The sequence below is a fragment of the Dysgonomonas sp. 216 genome (genome assembly GCF_010501065.1).
Classification (GTDB): domain Bacteria; phylum Bacteroidota; class Bacteroidia; order Bacteroidales; family Dysgonomonadaceae; genus QVMM01.
Map to the genome: position 1 here is coordinate 26,231 of NZ_QVMM01000010.1, position 19,692 is coordinate 45,922.

The 19,692-nt window shown below is 39.9% G+C and carries 18 protein-coding genes; 9 read left to right on the forward strand and 9 right to left on the reverse strand.

Annotation, left to right across the window (positions count from 1 at the left end):
• Positions 1-342 precede the first annotated feature (342 nt).
• Positions 343-2,136: a glycoside hydrolase family 15 protein gene (locus D0T53_RS07415; RefSeq protein WP_163266418.1), complete on the reverse strand. Its 1,794-nt coding sequence runs from the start codon at positions 2,134-2,136 to the stop codon at positions 343-345.
• 202 nt (positions 2,137-2,338) lie between these two features.
• On the opposite strand from D0T53_RS07415, the gene D0T53_RS07420 reads away from it, so the two are divergent.
• The gene (locus D0T53_RS07420; protein WP_163266420.1) at positions 2,339-4,507 is read left to right on the forward strand and encodes a bifunctional alpha,alpha-trehalose-phosphate synthase (UDP-forming)/trehalose-phosphatase; all 2,169 of its coding nucleotides are present in this window, start codon (positions 2,339-2,341) and stop codon (positions 4,505-4,507) included.
• A gap of 7 nt (positions 4,508-4,514) precedes the next feature.
• Here the strand turns inward: D0T53_RS07420 and D0T53_RS13565 are convergent, their stop codons facing one another.
• From D0T53_RS13565 to D0T53_RS07440, 5 genes are all read right to left on the reverse strand, one after another.
• On the reverse strand, positions 4,515-4,643 hold the full coding sequence (locus tag D0T53_RS13565; protein WP_255489410.1) for a hypothetical protein: 129 nt from the start codon (positions 4,641-4,643) through the stop codon (positions 4,515-4,517).
• Between the two features lie 78 nt (positions 4,644-4,721).
• Positions 4,722-4,958: a hypothetical protein gene (locus D0T53_RS07425; RefSeq protein WP_221411511.1), complete on the reverse strand. Its 237-nt coding sequence runs from the start codon at positions 4,956-4,958 to the stop codon at positions 4,722-4,724.
• Between the two features lie 24 nt (positions 4,959-4,982).
• A complete protein-coding gene (locus D0T53_RS07430; RefSeq protein WP_163266422.1) occupies positions 4,983-6,020 on the reverse strand; it encodes a GTP pyrophosphokinase family protein in 1,038 nt (345 codons plus the stop codon).
• 17 nt (positions 6,021-6,037) lie between these two features.
• The gene (locus D0T53_RS07435; protein WP_163266424.1) at positions 6,038-7,108 is read right to left on the reverse strand and encodes a nitronate monooxygenase family protein; all 1,071 of its coding nucleotides are present in this window, start codon (positions 7,106-7,108) and stop codon (positions 6,038-6,040) included.
• A gap of 74 nt (positions 7,109-7,182) precedes the next feature.
• On the reverse strand, positions 7,183-7,431 hold the full coding sequence (locus D0T53_RS07440; protein ID WP_163266426.1) for an RNA-binding protein: 249 nt from the start codon (positions 7,429-7,431) through the stop codon (positions 7,183-7,185).
• A gap of 155 nt (positions 7,432-7,586) precedes the next feature.
• On the opposite strand from D0T53_RS07440, the gene D0T53_RS07445 reads away from it, so the two are divergent.
• Positions 7,587-8,498 (forward strand): transposase, encoded by a 912-nt coding sequence (locus tag D0T53_RS07445; RefSeq protein WP_255489411.1) that lies wholly within the window; start codon positions 7,587-7,589, stop codon positions 8,496-8,498.
• 414 nt (positions 8,499-8,912) lie between these two features.
• Here the strand turns inward: D0T53_RS07445 and mobC are convergent, their stop codons facing one another.
• From mobC to mobA, 3 genes are all read right to left on the reverse strand, one after another.
• Positions 8,913-10,916: a conjugal transfer protein MobC gene (gene mobC, locus D0T53_RS07450; protein ID WP_163266428.1), complete on the reverse strand. Its 2,004-nt coding sequence runs from the start codon at positions 10,914-10,916 to the stop codon at positions 8,913-8,915.
• Between the two features lie 163 nt (positions 10,917-11,079).
• Complete coding sequence (gene mobB / locus D0T53_RS07455) at positions 11,080-12,333, reverse strand: conjugal transfer protein MobB (RefSeq protein ID WP_163266430.1); 1,254 nt, start codon at positions 12,331-12,333, stop codon at positions 11,080-11,082.
• Positions 12,323-12,763: a conjugal transfer protein MobA gene (mobA, locus tag D0T53_RS07460; protein WP_163266432.1), complete on the reverse strand. Its 441-nt coding sequence runs from the start codon at positions 12,761-12,763 to the stop codon at positions 12,323-12,325. The genes mobB and mobA overlap by 11 nt, the downstream gene beginning before the upstream one ends.
• A gap of 1,288 nt (positions 12,764-14,051) precedes the next feature.
• Here mobA and D0T53_RS07470 point away from each other — a divergent pair.
• The 7 genes from D0T53_RS07470 (at position 14,052) to D0T53_RS07500 (ending at position 19,651) form a co-directional block, all read left to right on the forward strand.
• A complete protein-coding gene (locus tag D0T53_RS07470; protein ID WP_163266436.1) occupies positions 14,052-14,840 on the forward strand; it encodes a ParA family protein in 789 nt (262 codons plus the stop codon).
• On the forward strand, positions 14,821-15,294 hold the full coding sequence (locus D0T53_RS07475; RefSeq protein ID WP_163266438.1) for a DUF3408 domain-containing protein: 474 nt from the start codon (positions 14,821-14,823) through the stop codon (positions 15,292-15,294). Before D0T53_RS07470 ends, D0T53_RS07475 begins: the two co-directional genes overlap by 20 nt.
• A gap of 7 nt (positions 15,295-15,301) precedes the next feature.
• Complete coding sequence (locus D0T53_RS07480) at positions 15,302-15,574, forward strand: DUF3408 domain-containing protein (RefSeq protein ID WP_163266440.1); 273 nt, start codon at positions 15,302-15,304, stop codon at positions 15,572-15,574.
• A complete protein-coding gene (locus tag D0T53_RS07485; protein ID WP_163266442.1) occupies positions 15,571-16,272 on the forward strand; it encodes a hypothetical protein in 702 nt (233 codons plus the stop codon). The genes D0T53_RS07480 and D0T53_RS07485 overlap by 4 nt, the downstream gene beginning before the upstream one ends.
• A 198-nt stretch (positions 16,273-16,470) precedes the next feature.
• On the forward strand, positions 16,471-16,770 hold the full coding sequence (locus D0T53_RS07490; RefSeq protein WP_163266444.1) for a DUF4134 domain-containing protein: 300 nt from the start codon (positions 16,471-16,473) through the stop codon (positions 16,768-16,770).
• A 41-nt stretch (positions 16,771-16,811) separates the two neighbouring features.
• Positions 16,812-17,144 (forward strand): DUF4133 domain-containing protein, encoded by a 333-nt coding sequence (locus D0T53_RS07495; protein WP_163266446.1) that lies wholly within the window; start codon positions 16,812-16,814, stop codon positions 17,142-17,144.
• Positions 17,141-19,651, forward strand: a complete 2,511-nt coding sequence (locus D0T53_RS07500) for a TraG family conjugative transposon ATPase (RefSeq protein ID WP_163266448.1) — start codon at positions 17,141-17,143, stop codon at positions 19,649-19,651. Before D0T53_RS07495 ends, D0T53_RS07500 begins: the two co-directional genes overlap by 4 nt.
• Positions 19,652-19,692: the final 41 nt, after the last annotated feature.

Here is a 19,692-nt window from a genome sequence, read left to right on the forward strand (position 1 = left end):
TGCACCATTCGCCATCCTCGAATATATTCTCCGGGATATAGACCATTTCAGCGACAGTAAATTTCGATCGAAATATTTCCAGAATAGACTCTTTGCCAACAATCGGTTCATTGACTACCTGATGGTTTACAGCCGTCTCATCATAGAACTCGGCAATACTGTCGGTATCGGCTGAATTGAAGTCTTATTCATTTTGGAAGTATTTCTTTTGGTTTTATAACTTGACATAGTTTTTGTAAAATATGCCATAGAAATGGTATTATTTTAGCCGTTTTTTAATATTGAGGGTATGGAAACACCACAAAACGATTAATTATATTATACCAATTTTGAAGTCTATAATTATGCCCTCACAAATTTTGAAAAGGCTTTCTCCTCCGAAAATAATAAAGCTGTATTTATAAGTGCCAGATGCGAATAAGCCTGAGGGAAATTACCTAATTGCCGTTTAGTATCGAAATCGAGATCTTCGCTGAATAATCCCAAATGATTGGAGTAAGTAAGCAACTCGTTGAACACTTTTAAAGCTTCATCTTTCTGTCCTGTAACAAATAATGCCCGGATCAACCAAAATGTACATATTGTAAATGAAGATGATGGCAAACCAAAATCATCATCGGTCTTATATCTGTACATCAATCCTTCGTGGAATAATTCCTGTTTGATTCGTTCTACTGTCTTAATGAATTTTTCATCATCCGGGTCGACAAATCCATATTGTTCCATCAATAACAAGGATGAATCCATATCATAATTATCATATGCTTGTGTGAAACTCTGTATTTCTTCATTCCAACCGTGTGTCAAAACATCATTTTTAATTTCTTCTGCCTGTTCTTTCCATTCAGTTTCATATTCTGACTTACCCAAAAAAGTGGCAACACTTACAGCCCTGTCCAAAGCTACCCAACACATTACCTTTGAAAATACAAAATGTTTCTCTGTATTACGGAATTCCCATATACTTTGATCAGGATTTCTCCATTCTATAGACACCGTTTTAACAATGTTTTTTACTATCTCCCACATTTCTTCTATTTCATCCAACGTTCCGGGAAAATGGATATAATAATTGTATATGACATCCATAAGATAACCTAACGAATCATTTTGTCGTTGATTGTATGCTGCATTTCCAATTCTCACAGGTTTTGAATTCTCATATCCCGTCAAATGGTCAAGTATCTCCTCTCTTAGAGTTCTGCTGCCATCAATGGCGTACATGATCTGAAAAGAGTCTGATTTCGATTTCAATATCCTTTTAATGAATCCCATAAACCGTTTTGCAGCAGACTGATGTCCCATTTTCAATAAAACTTCTATCGACATGGAGGCATCCCTGATCCAGCAAAAACGATAGTCCCAGTTACGTACTTCGCCAATTGTCTCAGGAATGCTGGTAGTCAGGGCGGCAATGACTGCTCCTGAATCCTGATACGACATTAACTTTAGTATCAACAGGCTGCGGGAAATAACGTCATTATATTGAATAAACTTACGAGAACGGTTATTCCAGTTCAACCAATAAACCTTAGTGCGTTGATATTCCAAATAAACACGGTCAATATCTATTGATACAAGCTTTTGTCCATAAGATAATAACATGAATTCCTCTTTTTCAAGGATTATTTCCCCACAGCTCAGTATTGTATCGAAATCGAGGCTCGAATATAGATACATATTATCCTTGATGTTTTCACAGGAGGAGGTCTTTATATAATCCGGAAATTTTCGATGAGTTGCTGTTTCTTTGGCATAATTCATCACAGGCTCATACTGAATTCGAAAACGCGGCTTACCTGTCAATAAACGGATATAACGATAAACTTCCGCCGGAAAAAAATGATCCATCTGTAAAGTCCTATATCTGGGCATAAAATCGAGCACTTCGAAACTTCCCTCATCAGAGATGAATTGTGTACACAGGATATTGGTTCCCTTCATATATTTTTGCGTACATGTATAATCACCGGATACTATAAAAGCAAAACTCCCACCGGATTTTTCATCCAGTATTTTGGAAAATACTGACGGTGAATCAAAATTTGGCATACACAACCAATCGATGCTTCCTTTTTCCGAAATTAATGCTGCAGATTTACAATTTCCTATAATTCCGTAATTTAGATTATTCATGTTTATATTTGTTTTATCCGATGTTTATACCGTTCTTTAGGATACAATGTAGTCTTTGTTTGAACCAAACTCGCATTTCCTCTGTTCTATTTAGTATTAATTCACACTTCGTGAGCGTTTCTTCCCCAGTTTACTGAAAGAAATACATTGTGAGAACATTTCAGGAATGTTCTGGAAATTTCTTATTATTAAATTAAAAAAGATGAAACTTATAATAATAGCAAACAGGTTACCCCTGACAATTGTTCAGGAGAAAGAAGAGTACAAGGTTATTCCCAGTACCGGAGGGTTATCGACAGGACTGGATTCTCTGGAAACAAAGATGGATAAGCATTGGATTGGTTGGCCCGGAATGTATATTGATGACTGCAAGGAAAAAGAAGTGATAGATGAGCAATTGGAAGAGCAGGACTTTCATCCGGTTTATTTATCTCCCGATCAAATAGAAAATTATTATGAGGGGTACAGCAATAGTGTACTCTGGCCACTTTGCCACTATTTTTCAAATTATATGCGATATGAGAACAAATATTGGGAAGATTACAAAGAAGTTAATAATTTATTCTGCGAAGCAGCTCTGGAGATTATTGAACCCGGAGATATTGTTTGGGTACAGGATTACCAGTTGATGTTGTTGCCTAAAATGATCCGCGATAGGGTTTCCGATATCAGTATTGGCTATTTTCATCATATACCTTTCCCCTCTTATGAATTATTCAGAGGTTTGCCGGAAAGAGCTGAAATATTGAACGGATTATTGGGCGCCGATTTAGTAGCATTCCATACTCATAGTTATATGCGACATTTTATAAGTGCTGTATACAGGGTTCTGAAACTAGATTGTCAATTAGATGAAATACAAATGGACAGGCGTGTGGTTGATGTAGATGCTTTTCCGATGGGTATAAACTATAATATGTTTCATGATGCTTTGTTAAATCAGGAAATTAAAAAAAATGCAAATGAACTTAGGATAAACTTCGGTACAGGAAAACTAATATTATCAGTAGACAGGTTGGATTATAGCAAAGGCATTATGATTCGCCTGAAAAGTTTTGAAGAATTTCTGGAAAATCATCCTGAATATATAGGAAAAGTTTCACTAGTGATGATTGTAGCTCCTTCGCGCGACAATGTGGATATTTATGCAGAACTAAAAAATGAGATAGATATGAAAGTGGGAGCTATCAATGGAAAATATTCAAGTATCAACTGGACGCCGGTATATTATTTTTATCGTGCTTTCGGATTCGAAGAACTGGCTGCACTTTACCATATAGCTGATATTGCTTTAGTCACACCTCTGCGTGATGGCATGAATCTGGTTGCCAAAGAATATGTGGCAACAAAAAGAGACGAACCGGGTATACTCATCCTTAGCGAAATGGCAGGTGCTTCCATTGAATTGTCCGATGCTATTATTGTAAACCCTACAGATATAAAAGAGATAGAAAGTGCAATAGTTCATGCATTGGAGATGCCTGCTGAGGAACAATTAGAGACTATTACAGCTATGCAGGAAATTATATCAACCCAGACCGTTAAACAATGGGCTAAAGATTTTATTGAGGAGTTAACCGCTATAAAGTCGAAAAATGATGCATTGCAACAAAAGATAGTTGAAAAAAAGAATTTCGATATTATAAAACAGAGGTACGATAACGCAAAAAATAGACTTATTATACTTGATTATGACGGAACATTAGCTCCTTTTCATAAAGAACCGATGCTGGCATTTCCTACTCCTGATTTACTCAATATATTAGAAGACCTGAGTGCGGATACTAAGAATCATATCGTTATAAGTAGTGGGCGTAACAAGGAAACATTGGATAAATGGTTGGGGCATTTACCTACTGGATTAGCTGCTGAACATGGGGCTTTTTATAAAGAAGAAGGTATTTGGCACCAGACAGCTCAAAATATAGAATGGGATGATGAAATACCTGAAATAATAAGACAAACAGTAAAACGAACTCCACGCTCAAAAATGGAAGTAAAAGATACTGCTTTGGTATGGCATTACAGAAATGTTGATGTATGGTTAGCTGATTTGCGTGTAACACAGCTTATCAATGCATTATTAAATCCATGTGCCCGCCATAACCTACAAATAATGAAAGGCAATAAAATAGTGGAAGTAAAATATAACGATATAAGCAAAGGCTCGGAAGCCAACAGATTAATAAATAAAGGGAATTATGACTTTGTGATGGCTATAGGCGATGATACTACCGATGAAGAAATGTTTATGGCATTACCACCCGAAGCAATCACAATCAAAGTAGGACAAAGTTCTAATGCAGCATTATATAACCTGCCAACCCAACAGGAAACGCTTTTGTTCCTGTTGAAATTGTTAGAGCGGTAAAAGATAGCTATTTTAAGGTATCTCCTTTCTTGTTCTTCTCAGCACGTTTATTTGCTTTATCGGCTCTTTTTTCTTTTAGGTTTTTGAGCGGAGCTTTTTTCTCGGACTTGTTGTTGCCTTTTCTTTCTTGTGACATAACTTCTTTTTTTAATTGTTAAAATAATCCTAATTATCATAGTTACTGACCTTTATAATAAAGATAACAATAGGCCTTTTAAAGTGATTTGTGTAACTTTTTATATTTCGCCACACGGGCATCCCTTTCCGCTTGGGTAAGATGTGCCGGAAGTTCAATTGTCGTCCTGTCGTTAATCATTATAAGAACAACATCTCCTGCTTTCTTTTTTATTTCTTTCAGTGCTAGTTCTGCCTGTTGGGTTACAGTGGATCTCTCCGAACGGGTGATTCCCCCATTTTTCTTGTTATTAGGAGAGTTTTGTTTTGCTACCATATTGTTTTCATTTATAGTAAGTTTTTATTTTCCCGAAATCATATTTTTGTATACTTGGGCTATCTTGAATAAACGGGATAAGCGGTCATTTTCCACAATAGCCAAATGGTCATTTACCAATAAAAAGTTTCTCTTTCTTAATAAAACCATTAATAAAAGGTCGGAAGAATTTCGATCCATTTTTATATTTAAATTCTTATCCGCTATATATTTTGTTAATAATTTGAATTCAATATCGGCCACCTGAATAAAATTTTCATCATTATCAAGAAGCTCGGAAATGATTATTTCCGGGGAATTTAATTTTAAGTTTACAAATTCATCATATAATAACCCAGCGTTATTAGAGAAAGCCTCTCCAATTTTCAGCAATTCGCCCATTCTGATTGCAAAATCATGGACATCAAGAAATTCCCCCTTATGTTTTTTCAGTCTTTCCCCTGTAGCTTCTAATAATCTTCGAATAGTTATGTCTCCGGACTTGGTAATCAAACCTAGCTGGTCTATCAAAAGTTTTTCTTCATCCGATAGATTTCCTACCCGTGGTTTATATTGTAAATCGTGTTCGATTTCATTATACACATGAGATAACAAACTGCATACCTGAATTTCACAGGTCGTATTTTTTAGATTGAGATTGTCGACCAGATATTCTGAGGGTAAAGCGACCTGACAGTGCGTTGCCTTATAATATTTACCATTATTCCCATCTTTATCTTTTACTTCAATTCTAATTTGTTCCTCAAACTTACCAACGAATATTTGCTTAATTTCATTTACGACTTTGGGACGATCGGTTTCCTGATAAGTAATAATACGTACACCAGCCAAATCACTTATTCCTTCAAAGACACTATCGACTGATTTATATTTATTTGTTTTTCTCAATTTCTCGGCCAGGCTTGTCGGGCTTTTTGCTCGGTGCTGAACTGTCGCCCTGATAGTCAGATTCTTTTGTACGATATTCTGACATATATTATAAACAATATCTGCTAGTTTTTTGTAACGGTCATATTCCCTGATATATCTTTTTACAGTTTCTTCTACTAAACTATCATTCATCTATCTTTTAAATATTTCTATAACGCTTCTCTTTCAGCTATGTCAAATTCCAGTTTCAGGATCGCGATTATTTCCTTTACACTACTTATTTTCTGAGCCAAATGCGCATTGATCCCTGCAAAAGCATAGCCTTTTTTCATATTTCCTTTAGAGGCGCTAAATAATGCTTTCATTATACAGTAGGGACTCTTGGAATAGTCGCAGGTTTTTATACAATGCACAGGGCAATTTTTAGGGATTTCCAATCCGGCCGCAACTCTGCTCAGGAATTCTCCTTTGATAGCACGCCCCGGCATGCCTACCGGGCTATTGATTATCTGGATATCATCTTCTTGTGCAGTGAGGTAAACCTGTTTGAATGCTTGCGATGCATCGCATTCATCCGTTGTAACAAATATTGTTCCCATCTGTACGGCAGATGCCCCCATTTCTATAAAACGATAGATATCGCTTCCACTGGATATTCCTCCTGCAGCTATAACTGGTATTATCTTTATTTCTCTGTATGGAGCAACAGTTTCCAAAACCTCCGGTATTATTTGTTCTAAAGAACATGATTCATCACTAATTTGTTCTTTTTTAAAACCTAAATGTCCTCCGGCTTTCGGGCCTTCCACCACTATTGCATCCGGCAGATAATTGTAGTTGTTATACCATTTTTTACATATAATTTTTGCAGCACGGGCTGATGAAACGATTGGTACTAATTTGGTGGTACTATCCGTAGTTTGATAGGAAGGCAGATCTAAAGGTAAGCCTGCACCTGCGAAGATTACATCTACTTTTTCTGCTATTGCCGTATGCGCCATATCTGCAAAATTAGAAAGGGCGACCATGATATTTACACCAATTATACCTTTGGTCTTTTCTCTGGCTAAACGTATTTCTTCTTTTAGTCCCCAGATACTGTTTTGAATAAAATTACCATGGCCCTTATATATAAGCCCCACACCCGCGCATGAAATGACTCCAATTCCACCTTCATTAGCTACTGCCGAAGCAAGCCCCGAAAGTGATACTCCTACTCCCATACCACCCTGGATAATGGGAAGCTTTATTTCTATGTTTCCTATTTTGAATGATTTCATATATCAAAAATGCAGATAACTACAAAATTGAAGTTACCCGCAATTAAATAAGTTTATTATGGCTGATAAGTTGATCAATAAGATCGAGGTGTAGCTTCTTTTATTGAAAGTGGACGTCCTTGAATCGTTTTGCCATTCAGTTCTGATATAGCCTTGTTTGCTTCCTCACTGTTTTCCATTTCAACAAAACCGAAGCCTTTGGATCTACCTGAGTCTTTATCTGAAATCAGCTTAACTGAAGATACTGTACCAAACTCTTCCATAAGTTGCTTCAAATCACTTTCTTTTACCTCATAATGGAGGTTTCCAACATAAATGTTCATAAAAATATAATTAATTATGCGAATCAGTAGTTGAAACTGTTCGCTGATTTATTTAGTTAAATTATTGATTTTCAATAAAATAATCATATTGAATATTTGCTCAATCTCTTGAAAGTCATTAACTTAAAAGAATAATCCCCATTATTTTTTTAGTTATGATTCCCAAGAAGAAAGAGCTTAAACTGATAAAAATTTATATGTATATCTGTGATTTATACGATTCAGAACTGAGGTATTATTGCCAAAGATATAGCAATAATTCCAATCCTGTATTTACCGATCAGGAAATTATGACAATCTACTTGTTTGCAGGACATTGTCAAAAATATTTCCAAATCAAAGATATACATACTTTTGCATCAGAATATCTCACCTCTTGGTTTCCTGAATTACCTTCTTATCAGACATTTAATCTTAGACTAAATCGTCTTAGTGAGGCATTCAAGAGATTGAATCAGAGATTGATTCGTTCATTCATACCCAAAGATTGCGACTTAGACATGTCATTAGTCGATTCTATGCCTGTCATTACTTGTGCCGGCAGAAATAGAGAGGGTAAGGTCGCTAAAGAAATAACTGCCAAAGGATTTTGTTCTACCAAGAACCAATACTACTATGGTTTGAAACTTCATGCCTTAGCATTCAGAAGAAAAGGTAGAATCCCATTCCCCGAATCTTTAACCTATACCTCTGCCGAAGATAACGACCTAACTGTTTTTAAACAGGCTTGGGGGGATAATATCTCCAACAGAAGGGTCTTTGGCGATAAGATATATTCTGATTTTGAATACTTTAATAAAGAAAAAGCACAAAGTCAAAATATTGAAATGTTGACTCCTGTTAAAGCTATCAAAGGACAGTCTGACTGGGAAAAGCAAAGAAATAAAGCTTATAATGATTTATTCTCTACTGCTGTTTCTAAAGTTAGACAACCCATAGAATCATTCTTCAATTGGTTGAATGAACATACAAAAATTCAAAGAGCGCAGAAAGTAAGATCCACTGCTGGACTACTTATACATACGATGGGTAAAATTGCCATCGCTTTTATTTATCTAATTTTTTAAATACTGATTCGCATTAATTGTAAATACTAATAAACAAGAAAGTAGAGAGGTCGATTTCGACAAGAGAAAAGACTTAATACGAATATTAAGAAGATACGATGCAGATAAAGAACAAAATGAACTCATTTGTTTATAGTTTAAATATAGACATAAAGCATCGTATATTGATTGTAAAACAGATTTATTATCTGATTATTGACCAATATTATGTATTATACATTTATAAAGACAATAATTATAGAATTATCTGGTTTAGGTTAAATTTAACTTTCTGAAAATCAATATTATTATTTTTGCTTAAATTATCAATAAGAAGATTTATCGGATAGATAAAAAGGATTAAGGTGTACAAATAAAATTTCTGAGAGAGAAGAAAAAAATATCTTCTCCTAAGTTTTTGTTTAAACGATTCGCTTATTCCTTAATTAAATGTTTTAATTTGTCATCGTCTTTTATCCTTTTTATTTCCTTATCTACTATCGCCTGCATATCGAGTTTTATCTGCCGGTAATTGTTTTCTATCTGTTCATTCATCATGTCTTTGCCATTTTCATCTGTAAAATTCGTCAGTATGGGAATGGGTTGGTAAGCTTTGGTTTCGGCGGCTACCTTTTCATTATCGATAACGATCTGTCCGTGAAATATCTTTTGTTCGATGCGCTCATCGAAATTATCGGAAACAGCCCCCACGAACATGCCTTGCGTCAGGTTGGAAATCTTGCTTGCCGGGATCAGGCTGTCAAGCTGGGTAGAAATCGAGGTCGATTTATCGTTGCGGTTGATAGTCATCGACCGGCGTTTCTGCAGTACCTTGCCGAAACGCTCGGAGAGGGTCTTTGCCGATTCGCCTACTACCTGCCCCGAAAATATATTGCCGACCGTATTTTGTACCACCCGGCTCTCCTTATCCCCGTAGTCCCGGTTCAATTGCGAGAAGTCCTGAAATCCCAGACAAACGGCTACTTTATTGCTTCGGGCGGTGGCTATCAGGTTGTCTAATCCCCGGAAATAGATAGTAGGAAGCTCGTCTATAACAACCGAGGATTTGAGCATTCCCTTTTTATTTATCAGCTTCACGATACGGGAGTTGTATAATCCCAGCGCCGCCGAATAGATGTTCTGGCGGTCAGGGTTATTGCCTACACATAATATCTTGGGTTCATCAGGATTGTTTATATCGAGTGTAAAATCATCGCCCGTCATGACCCAATATAATTGCGGGGAAATCATTCTCGACAGCGGTATTTTAGCGCTTGCAATCTGTCCCTGGAGCTGGTCTTGGGCTCCTGAACGCCAGGCATCCATAAAGGGGGACAGATAGTTTTCCAATTGGGGATAAGAGGTCAGTATCGGGAAAATATCCTTATAGGGCTTATTCAGGAACTCGATGGCATGGGGGAAGGTGCAATATCTGCCTTGGTCGTATATTTTCAAATACCAGATAATAGCAGCCAGCAGGATAATGGGCGATTCTACAAAGAAGTCTCCCTGTTTTTGAATCCAGGTGCGATTCAAATTCAGCATTATCGTATACGAGGCTTCATATGCGTCCGAGATGTCGCTCATAAATCCGGGGGCTATCGGGTTGCACCTATGGCTTTTAGCCGGATTGTCGAAATTAATCACATAAAATTTAGGGGGCATTTTGTATTTATTCAGGTTTTTAAGTAAGGTATTATAGGCAATGACCGAGAGGTCGTCGAATTTATAATCATACAGGTATAAGGCGAATCCCTTGGCTATCTGCTGTTTGATAAATGAGTTGACCACTGCATACGACTTCCCACTGCCGGGCGTTCCCAATACGATAGTTGCCCTGAAGGGGTTTACAACATTTATCCAGCCCTTGTTCCATTTCTTCTTATAGTAGAACAGGCTGGGCAGGTTGACGGAATATTCATTCTCCATCAGGCGTGTTTCCTGCATAAATGACTCGTTCTCATTATTGAAGACATCGTCCATCAGGTTGCTCTTCAACAAGCGGCTCATCCATAGCCCCGCCATCAGTAAAAGAATGTAACCGATGGTCATGGTAAAGATATAAATCGCTGTATTAGCTGCCAAGGGTAAAGGCAGAGCCAGTATCCACCAGTTCAGGAAGAAAAAGATAAATCCTATAACCAAGAACATATATATTTTACTCCATGTGATCTTTTCTTCTTTTACCCCTTTTGTCCCCAGACAGGACAGAGCAAGGAATACTACAGCAAACAGTTTTGTCCAGAGCATATTGGAGAATAATCCTGCCGTCTTCTGGAAATTAAGCAATATCTTATCTATTACATCGATATTAATGCCTGCTTCACGTATATACTGGTAACAGAACCAATAAATATGTATGACTACAAATAATATACTTACGGCCCGCATGAATTCCATGATCTTGGCCAGTCCCCTTAAGTCGTCTTCCTGTTGCATAATTTCTTTTTTTACGAACTTTTTATAACCGTATTTTTATCATTGCCTTCGGGATTCGGTTCCGGTCATTTACTATCAGTAAACTCCCGGAATCTCACCCTCGGCAGCTTCAAAAATACTGATTCTAAAAACCCCTTGGTTGGTATTCTTTGATTTATAATTTTTATAAATTGCGTCCTTTGCGCTTTTTCTTCTTTCGTTTCATACGGTTCACAAAAGCGATCTCTTCGTAATTATCGCCGTGCTGTTCCATAGAGAATATCCCGGCGATAGATTCCGCCGTTGAACCTTGTTCTTGCTGCTGAGAAGTATAACCGGATACGTCCGCGTTACCCTTATTAATATCAAAGCCATTGCTTTCCTCTTGTTTCCTATTATTCCCATTAAAGAGTTCATGAAAAATATTGGCAGAAAATTCCTTCCCCAGCCGTGAACCGTTAAATACCGCCTTCTCCTTGTGGTCGATAAAGGTCACGCCATAGATGCGCCCTTCATTGTTCACGCGGAACAATACCGACATTCCGTTTTTCAACAATTCCTTTTCAAACTTCATCCTGTCCGGATTATTTTTCAAAGCAGAAACTATAATATCCCGGCTCCGGTTATATACGCCCCTTTCCTTCGTCGTTTCTTTGGCTGTGGAGATTCGCTTATACAGCGCATTGTAACCCACAGTTTTACCTATAAGCGAAGCCTTAAACGGATTGCCCACCTTTTCGCCTTCTTTATCCAATGCCGAATATACCAACCCGTTATAAGGCTTGCCCCTTACTTCGCCTTTTACCTCTTCGACGGTAATATTATACAGGGACAGCAATGCACGGAATTCATTCACGCTTTGAAAACGGTAATCTTTTACCAATGCTTTGACAGTATTGGCTATCTGCTTTTTTACATTGCCTGCATTTATATCCACAGGTTTTACGGGCAGGCTTTCCGATTGTTTTTGTTTCTCGGCTGGCATCAGGTTGTATTTCTTTTCCAAGGCCCGGGTAATATTTTTTGAACGCCTCTTTTCATAGGAATCGTCGATTTTTTTGCCGTTCTCATCTACCCGCACTGAAACGATGTGCAGATGCATCCTGTCAATGTCCTCATGCTTATATATAAGGTAGGGCTGTTTACCGTAACCCAACTTTTCCATATACTCCCGTGCAATATCCTTTAGTTGTTCATCTGAAAGTTTGTCATCAGGATGCGGGTTCAGGGAGATATGAATAACCGGATTCAACGTTTTATTATTGGCTGCAAGGTATGGTTCAAACGAACGCATACACAAGGGAATATTGTACGAACCATCTACCGGACGTATAATATTCTGACTTAAAAGGACGCTTGCCGTGCCCTCGTCTACCTTCTGCTGATTATAGGATATGGCACCGAAAAGGGATTTTCCCGCGCTGATCTTAGCTACCATTCTGTAAATATTTACTCTCAAAATCGTGCGTCAGTTCAATAATTTTCTTGTTTAATTGGGCCAGCTCTATGGTCGCCTGTTCCAGTTTATAGAGGAAAGCCAGGGCTTTTTTCTCCGAAAAATAGGAGTGTAACATCTTAATAAGTTGGTTGTAATTGTGGCCGATGGCGCGAAACTGGTCAAAAAAAGTGGTCAGGCGCATGTAATAATCGTGCGCTCCTTTGTCGATCTTCACCACTTTTACCGGGTTGGAAAATATGCAGGAGGTAATGAACTGCGCCATATTCTTTGCGCCCGATTGGTGGTAAAGAGCGGATAAGCGTATCTCATCGGCATCGTTCAGGTAAAATACATGCCTGTTCTTTGCAGGATCGGCAAGGGGGGTACGCCCGCCCCTGCTCCTTTTGTTATTGTTGTTATTTCCGGTCATATATACATTGTTATTCAATTTTATTTACAGGCTACACGCATGTAGCATCATTCCAACATTACCTGAAAAAACCCACATCTTAGCGACTTCGGAGCCTAAGATGCCCCCCCGAATTCAGGTGAGTGGGGCAAGGTGGTTTTAAGGCACTTAAAACGTTTTGAGTGTACTCAAAACACACCTTGCCATTAGCTGACGCTAATAAAAATCCGCTTAAAGCGGATTGCCGTCAAGGGTATCGTTCCATGTAAAAAAGACAGCCGGCGGGGCTATCCCTTTATCTTTCGAAAACGATACATTGCCCGGCACAAGAAATACGGATTATATACCGGAGACAAAGGTAGAGCCTATATGTATATGTGCGAAAGATCAGGGGGTGGACAATGAACGCCAAATACTGCCAAACAGCCTGAAAACGAAAATACTGGAGGGAGAGCGTTTTGAAATCTTAGTGTCTCTTCTAAAAATCAGCTGAAAATATCCAAAGGGTCAATTCAGATTGGTACACAGAGATGTTTTTTGTTATTACTTCGGGTATAACAACGATTTGTCGCTATGATTTTAAATAAAATTGTAGCTATTTTCCTTTCACTTATTTGGGAATCGTTCATATCGGTAACGATTTATATAGTGGTAAAATCCATTTCCGCATATCTGTTTTTAGCGTTATTGGAAAGATATGTTACCAAAGGAATATTTCCGATTTTATATACTCTTACAAAAATAACCTGCGCCAATCGACGCCAAACACTGCCAGAGGTTTTGATTATAAGCTGTTTATGAAATATTCTGTTTTAATTTGCCGTAACAGTATTCAAGTGCAAGCCTGCAATACTATATATCCGGTGATTCCGGTAAGAAGAAATACGGCCATACGGAGATGCGACAAGCAGGATAAACCATATGTCGATGCAGTAAAGACTTAGTGAAGTCATGACATCACAATACACTATGTTGTATTTATAAAATGTTGATAATGTATTGATCCGATTAACCGACAGATTAACAGAACGATGGCTTATATCCATTTATCTTCAAATACATATATCAGCGGAGAGTTGCAGGTATCGAACGGTAAAGAAATAAAACCGCTACACATTACCGGCTTAATGAACCGGGTAGAAGAATATATGAAGGATTGTAGGAAAAACTATCCGGACCGGTATAGCCATAATCCGATAATATATTGAAAAATCAGGGATTAAAAGAAACGGGGCGCTATATCCATAGATACTTGTGAAAATGCTTCCCCAGACACTTACTGTTATTTATAATTTAATATTTTATTCAAATGAAAGAAAAGAAAACATTATTAGTCGCCTTTTCCACCCAGAAGGGCGGAATCGGAAAAAGCACTCTGACGGTGCTTATGGCAAGTTATTTCCATTATGCCAAAGGCTACCATGTTGGTGTCGTCGATTGCGACTATGCCCAGTTCAGCATATACAATATGCGCGAACGGGACAGGCAGATCGTAACCACTATCGACCATTACAAGCTGATGGCCTATAACCAATTGAAGAGAACCGGGAAAAAGATTTACCCCATTGTTAAATCCACGGCTTCCCAAGCAATCGACACGGCCGAACAACTGATAAAGGATTCACCCGAAAACTTGGATATAATCTTTCTGGATCTGCCCGGTACGCTTAACAGCGAAGGTATCCTGCATACTATCTCCACCCTGGACTATATCATCGCTCCGGTCAGTGCCGACAGGATGGTACTTCAAAGCACGCTGGAATATGCCGCTTTGATAAACGAAAAGATCATCACTACCGGAAAGGGCAACATAGAAGGCCTTTACCTGCTTTGGAACATGGTGGATGCCCGGGAGCGCACCAACCTCTACCATGCCTACGATACTATCATCGCCGAACTGGGATTGCAGGTCATGAAGAACGTATTGCCCGAGACCAAGCGTTACCGCCACGAACTGACCGAAGAGGTAAAGCCTGTATTCCGCTCCACGATCTTCCCCGCCGATAAGCGACTGATGCGGGGCAGTAACCTCGATTTGATTGCCGACGAAATAGAACAGATAACCAAACTCAAACCTTATGGCAGGGAAGAACAATAATATCATCCGCCGGGTGGAGGGCATAGACGAAAAAGAGCTGTTGGAGTCCCTGGCCGACATGTCGTCCAAAGAGGTGAAAGAAACGCCTAAAAACCGGGCGGTTGAGTCTAAAATTGTTTCCGCCCGACAGGAAGCAGAGGATATAGAAGAACGACATAAAGCCGATGATGATGAGCCGGAAGAGGTGTCTGCAAACGCCCAAAACAACAGGAAAGGAAGAAAACCGGACGGTTACAGATCCCTATACCTGCAACCCAGGGAGCTGAAGAACAGACAGTGTGTATATATCAGCCAGGAAATACATGAAACGATTTTGGCGATAGTCAGCAGGATAGCCGTTAAAAGTATGACTGTGGGGGCATTTATCGACACTGTATTAAGAAAGCATCTGGAAGAAAATAAAGAAGAAATTAATAACCTGTATCGTCGCAAAAGGGACGATCTTATCAAATAACGGATATATGGAAAATACTAGTGATGAGCCCAAAAACAACAAGGCAGATTTCCGCAATCATTTTATTATCCCGGCTTCCATACAAATGCTACGCCGTAAATGTGTCTATACACAAGAAGATTACGTCGAGTTGATTGGCCGGTTGGCTACGGTAAATCCCAGTCCTAAAATAACGATTGGCGGTTATGTCAATGCCATACTGCAACATCATTTCGAAGTATATAAAGATGAGATTGAAGAGTTTTACAATAATAGTGTCCATAAACCGCTGTCCCTATGATACAGATCATCGTTGTAACGGCCTCGATATTACTCGGTCTTATGCTATATCCGGCATTAAGAAAAATATATAGCCGTACCGTTACCAAATTATACAAAGGGCTCCAAAGCGATGAAACCGGAACAGAAGAAAAACCGCCTCAAAAAACAGACGAAAAGCCTTCGGTTATAGGCGAAAGTAAATTTAACCTGCGCCAATCAACGCCAAACACTGCCACGAATCCTGAAACAGAAAAAGCGAATGAAAAAGAACATATATTTGCTTCCGAATCAGGCGAAGAAGATGCCGAAATGGACATTGATGTCCCGCTGGAAAAAACAGGGGACCGCAATGATGAGCTTGATCCCGAAGAAGAAGAAGAAGAGGAAGCGATGGAGGAGATGGCAGGACCGGGTGCTACCCTTGCCAGCGGAGTCGTTTTCGATGAGTTGCTCCAGGTAAAGGTTACAATTGGAAAAACGGATTCCACGGAGCATGAAGAACGACAGGCGGGCAGAATCCTTTCACAAAACCTCGGCACCGCCTTTTTCGGGCAGATAATGGAATCGGGTACCGCGCTTTCCGCCCGCATTTCCTACCTGATAGATATGCAGGATAAAGCATTGGCAGGGGAAAGGGAAGCCCGGTTAAGTAAAAAGCAGCGGAAGGAACTCGATACGGAAGGGTTTAAGAATTTCGATATCGACAGTATTTTTTGATAAAGGTGATTAATGTTTTAAAATAATATATCTATGTAAAGATTAGAAATAAACGAGTTATTGTTTTCGAAAAACAAATTATTGTAGACTTCCGTATACAGAAGGTCTGCAACAGCTAATTATCCATTAAAATAAAATTATCTATGTCTAACCCGCCGTGAGGGACCATCCAGTCCTCACGGCACAACACAAAAGCGAATGAAAAAGAAACTTCTTTTTTTCACATTGGCACTTATGGCTGCCGCCACAAACCTCTTTGCTCAAGGAAACGGGCTTCAAGGCATAACCGAAGCAACGAATATGGTGACAAGTTATTTCGATCCCGCCACCAAACTTATTTACGCCATCGGAGCCGTTGTCGGGCTGATCGGGGGCGTAAAAGTATATTCGAAGTTTTCGAGTGGGGATCCCGATACAAGCAAAACGGCCGCCAGTTGGTTCGGAGCCTGTATCTTTTTGATTGTAGCGGCGACAATTTTACGCTCCTTCTTCCTGTAAGGGTCGCAGACCCTCTTATTAATCATTTAATAACGAGTAAAATGGAATATTCAATCAACAAAGGCATTGGCCGCCCGGCGGAATTCAAGGGACTCAAGTCTCAATACCTGTTCATTTTTGCAGGAGGACTACTTTCGGTATTTATCATCTTCGTCATTATGTACATGATAGGTATCGACCAGATGGCCTGTATCGGATTTGGTGTTGTCAGTGCCGTGACATTGGTCCGGGCAACCTTTCACCTGAATGAGAAGTACGGAGAACATGGACTGATGAAGTTACAGGCTTCCAAAAACCATCCCGATTTTATTATCAACCGCAGGCGCATCATCCAACTGATTGCCCGGATAAAACGGAAAGGGGGCCGGGCATGAGAAATACACTAAAAGCAGCCACGCTCGAAAGTAAGTTTCCCCTGTTGGCGATCGAATACGATTGTATCCTGAGCAAAGATGCGGATATTACCATTGCCTATAAAGTGGAGCTTCCCGAACTCTTTACCGTCACCTCGGCCGAGTACGAAGCGATGCACTCTGTATGGGGCAAAGCCATCAAAGTATTGCCGAACTACTCCATCGTCTGTAAGCAGGACTGGTTTGTGGAAGAAAATTACCAACCGCAGGTAGAAAAAGAAGATATCAGCTTTCTGAGCCGGAGTTTTGAACGGCATTTTAACGAACGCCCGTTCCTGAACCATAGCTGCTACCTGTTCCTGACCAAGACCACGAAAGAGCGGGCCAAGCAGCAAAGCAACTTCAATGCCCTGACCCGCGGCTTTATCATTCCCAAAGAGATGCAGGATAAAGAAACGGCATTGAAATTTCTGGAGTCCGCCGGACAGTTCGAGCGTATCATCAATGATTCGGGCTTCATCAAACTGACGCGGTTAACGACCGATGAGATTGTCGGGACAAAAGAGCAGGCAGGAATATTAGAAAAATATTTTGCCTTGTCGCAGGAGGATACCACTTGTTTGCAGGATATGGCACTCAGTGCCGGCGAAATGAAAATCGGCGATAAATACCTGTGTCTGCATATCCTGTCCGATACTGAAGACCTGCCGGGCAAAGTACAGACCGACATCCGTTATGAACGCTTATCAACGGACCGGAGCGACTGCCGTTTGTCTTTTGCCTCCCCGATAGGCGTACTGCTATCCTGTAACCACATCGTCAATCAGTATATTTTTATTGATGACCATGCAGAGAATCTTAGGACTTTTGAGAAACAGGCGAAGAATATGCACTCGCTGTCGAGGTACAGCAGAAGCAACCAGATTAATAAAGCCTGGATCGAAGATTACCTGAATGATGCCCACAGCTTCTCCCTGACCTCCGTCCGCTGCCATGTCAACGTTATGGCATGGAGTGAGGATAGAGAGGAATTGGCGCGGGTAAAGAACGATGTCGGTAGTCAATTGGCACTGATGGGATGTAAGCCCCGACATAATACGGTCGATGCCCCAACCTTATACTGGGCGGGTATTCCTGGTAATCAGGGAGATTTTCCGGCGGAAGAATCATTCTACACTTTTATTGAACAGGCATTGTGTTTCTTTGTCGGGGAAACCAACTACAAAAGTTCTCCTTCACCGTTCGGTATCAAGATGGTGGACCGGGTAACGGGAAAGCCCCTTCATGTGGATATATCGGACTTACCGATGAAGAAAGGAATTATTACTAATCGCAATAAGTTCGTGTTAGGACCATCGGGCAGTGGTAAGTCTTTCTTTATGAACCACCTCGTGCGCCAATACTGGGAGCAGGGGACGCACATTGTCCTTGTTGATACGGGAAATTCTTACCAGGGTTTATGCGAGATGATACGCAACAAGACGAAAGGGGAAGATGGAATTTATTTTACATACACTGAGGAAAAGCCGATTTCATTTAATCCGTTTTATACTGAAGACGGGATTTTCGATGTGGAGAAAAAGGACAGCCTCAAAACACTGCTCCTTACCCTCTGGAAAAGCGAAGACGATAAAATCACGAAGACCGAATCGGGAGAGCTGGGCAGTGCTGTCGATGAATATATCAAGCGGATTCAAAGCGATAAGCGTATACGCCCCGGCTTTAACACTTTCTATGAGTATATGCGGAATGAGTACAAACCGGAACTTGAAAGCCGGGAGATAAAAGTCAATAAGGAAGATTTTAATATCGACAACCTGTTGACTACCCTGCGCCAATACTACCGGGGCGGACGCTTCGACTTCCTGTTGAACTCGGAGCGGGAACTGGACCTGTTGAACAAACGCTTTGTAGTCTTCGAAATCGACCAGATAAAGGAGAATCGCGAGTTATTCCCTATCGTTACCATCATAATCATGGAGGCTTTTATTAACAAAATGAGACGGTTAAAGGGTGTCCGAAAACAATTTATCTGCGAAGAGGCATGGAAGGCTCTTTCTTCTCCGAACATGGCGGATTACCTGAAATACCTCTATAAAACCGTTAGGAAATATTTCGGGGAAGCCATTGTCGTCACGCAGGAAGTAGACGATATTATCTCGTCTCCTGTGGTTAAAGATGCCATTATCAATAACTCCGATTGTAAAATCCTGCTCGACCAGCGAAAATACATGAACAAATTTGATTCGATACAGAATTTGCTGGGACTCACCGATAAGGAAAAGGCGCAGATACTCTCCATCAATATGGCTAATAATCCAAGCCGTATTTATAAAGAAGTATGGATCGGGCTGGGAGGGGCGCAGTCGGCGGTATATGCTACGGAAGTATCGAAACCGGAATACCTGACATATACGACCGAGGAAACCGAAAAGATGGAGGTCTTCTGCCTGGCGGAAAAACTTGGAGGCGATCTGGAACAGGCTATCAAACAACTGACAGATACCCGAAACAATCCTATAAAATAATCAACAATTTATCACGATGAAAAAGAACATATTTGCCTATG

Excerpts from the sequence above, each read along its gene's own strand:
- D0T53_RS07415 (WP_163266418.1), bottom strand. The coding sequence starts at position 2,136 with ATGAATAATCTAAATTACGGAATTATAGGAAATTGTAAATCTGCAGCA.
- D0T53_RS07420 (WP_163266420.1), top strand. The coding sequence starts at position 2,339 with ATGAAACTTATAATAATAGCAAACAGGTTACCCCTGACAATTGTTCAG.
- D0T53_RS13565 (WP_255489410.1), bottom strand. The coding sequence starts at position 4,643 with ATGTCACAAGAAAGAAAAGGCAACAACAAGTCCGAGAAAAAAGCTCCG.
- D0T53_RS07425 (WP_221411511.1), bottom strand. The coding sequence starts at position 4,958 with ATGGTAGCAAAACAAAACTCTCCTAATAACAAGAAAAATGGGGGAATC.
- D0T53_RS07430 (WP_163266422.1), bottom strand. The coding sequence starts at position 6,020 with ATGAATGATAGTTTAGTAGAAGAAACTGTAAAAAGATATATCAGGGAA.
- D0T53_RS07435 (WP_163266424.1), bottom strand. The coding sequence starts at position 7,108 with ATGAAATCATTCAAAATAGGAAACATAGAAATAAAGCTTCCCATTATC.
- D0T53_RS07440 (WP_163266426.1), bottom strand. The coding sequence starts at position 7,431 with ATGAACATTTATGTTGGAAACCTCCATTATGAGGTAAAAGAAAGTGAT.
- D0T53_RS07445 (WP_255489411.1), top strand. The coding sequence starts at position 7,587 with ATGATTCCCAAGAAGAAAGAGCTTAAACTGATAAAAATTTATATGTAT.
- mobC (WP_163266428.1), bottom strand. The coding sequence starts at position 10,916 with ATGCAACAGGAAGACGACTTAAGGGGACTGGCCAAGATCATGGAATTC.
- mobB (WP_163266430.1), bottom strand. The coding sequence starts at position 12,333 with ATGGTAGCTAAGATCAGCGCGGGAAAATCCCTTTTCGGTGCCATATCC.
- mobA (WP_163266432.1), bottom strand. The coding sequence starts at position 12,763 with ATGACCGGAAATAACAACAATAACAAAAGGAGCAGGGGCGGGCGTACC.
- D0T53_RS07470 (WP_163266436.1), top strand. The coding sequence starts at position 14,052 with ATGAAAGAAAAGAAAACATTATTAGTCGCCTTTTCCACCCAGAAGGGC.
- D0T53_RS07475 (WP_163266438.1), top strand. The coding sequence starts at position 14,821 with ATGGCAGGGAAGAACAATAATATCATCCGCCGGGTGGAGGGCATAGAC.
- D0T53_RS07480 (WP_163266440.1), top strand. The coding sequence starts at position 15,302 with ATGGAAAATACTAGTGATGAGCCCAAAAACAACAAGGCAGATTTCCGC.
- D0T53_RS07485 (WP_163266442.1), top strand. The coding sequence starts at position 15,571 with ATGATACAGATCATCGTTGTAACGGCCTCGATATTACTCGGTCTTATG.
- D0T53_RS07490 (WP_163266444.1), top strand. The coding sequence starts at position 16,471 with ATGAAAAAGAAACTTCTTTTTTTCACATTGGCACTTATGGCTGCCGCC.
- D0T53_RS07495 (WP_163266446.1), top strand. The coding sequence starts at position 16,812 with ATGGAATATTCAATCAACAAAGGCATTGGCCGCCCGGCGGAATTCAAG.
- D0T53_RS07500 (WP_163266448.1), top strand. The coding sequence starts at position 17,141 with ATGAGAAATACACTAAAAGCAGCCACGCTCGAAAGTAAGTTTCCCCTG.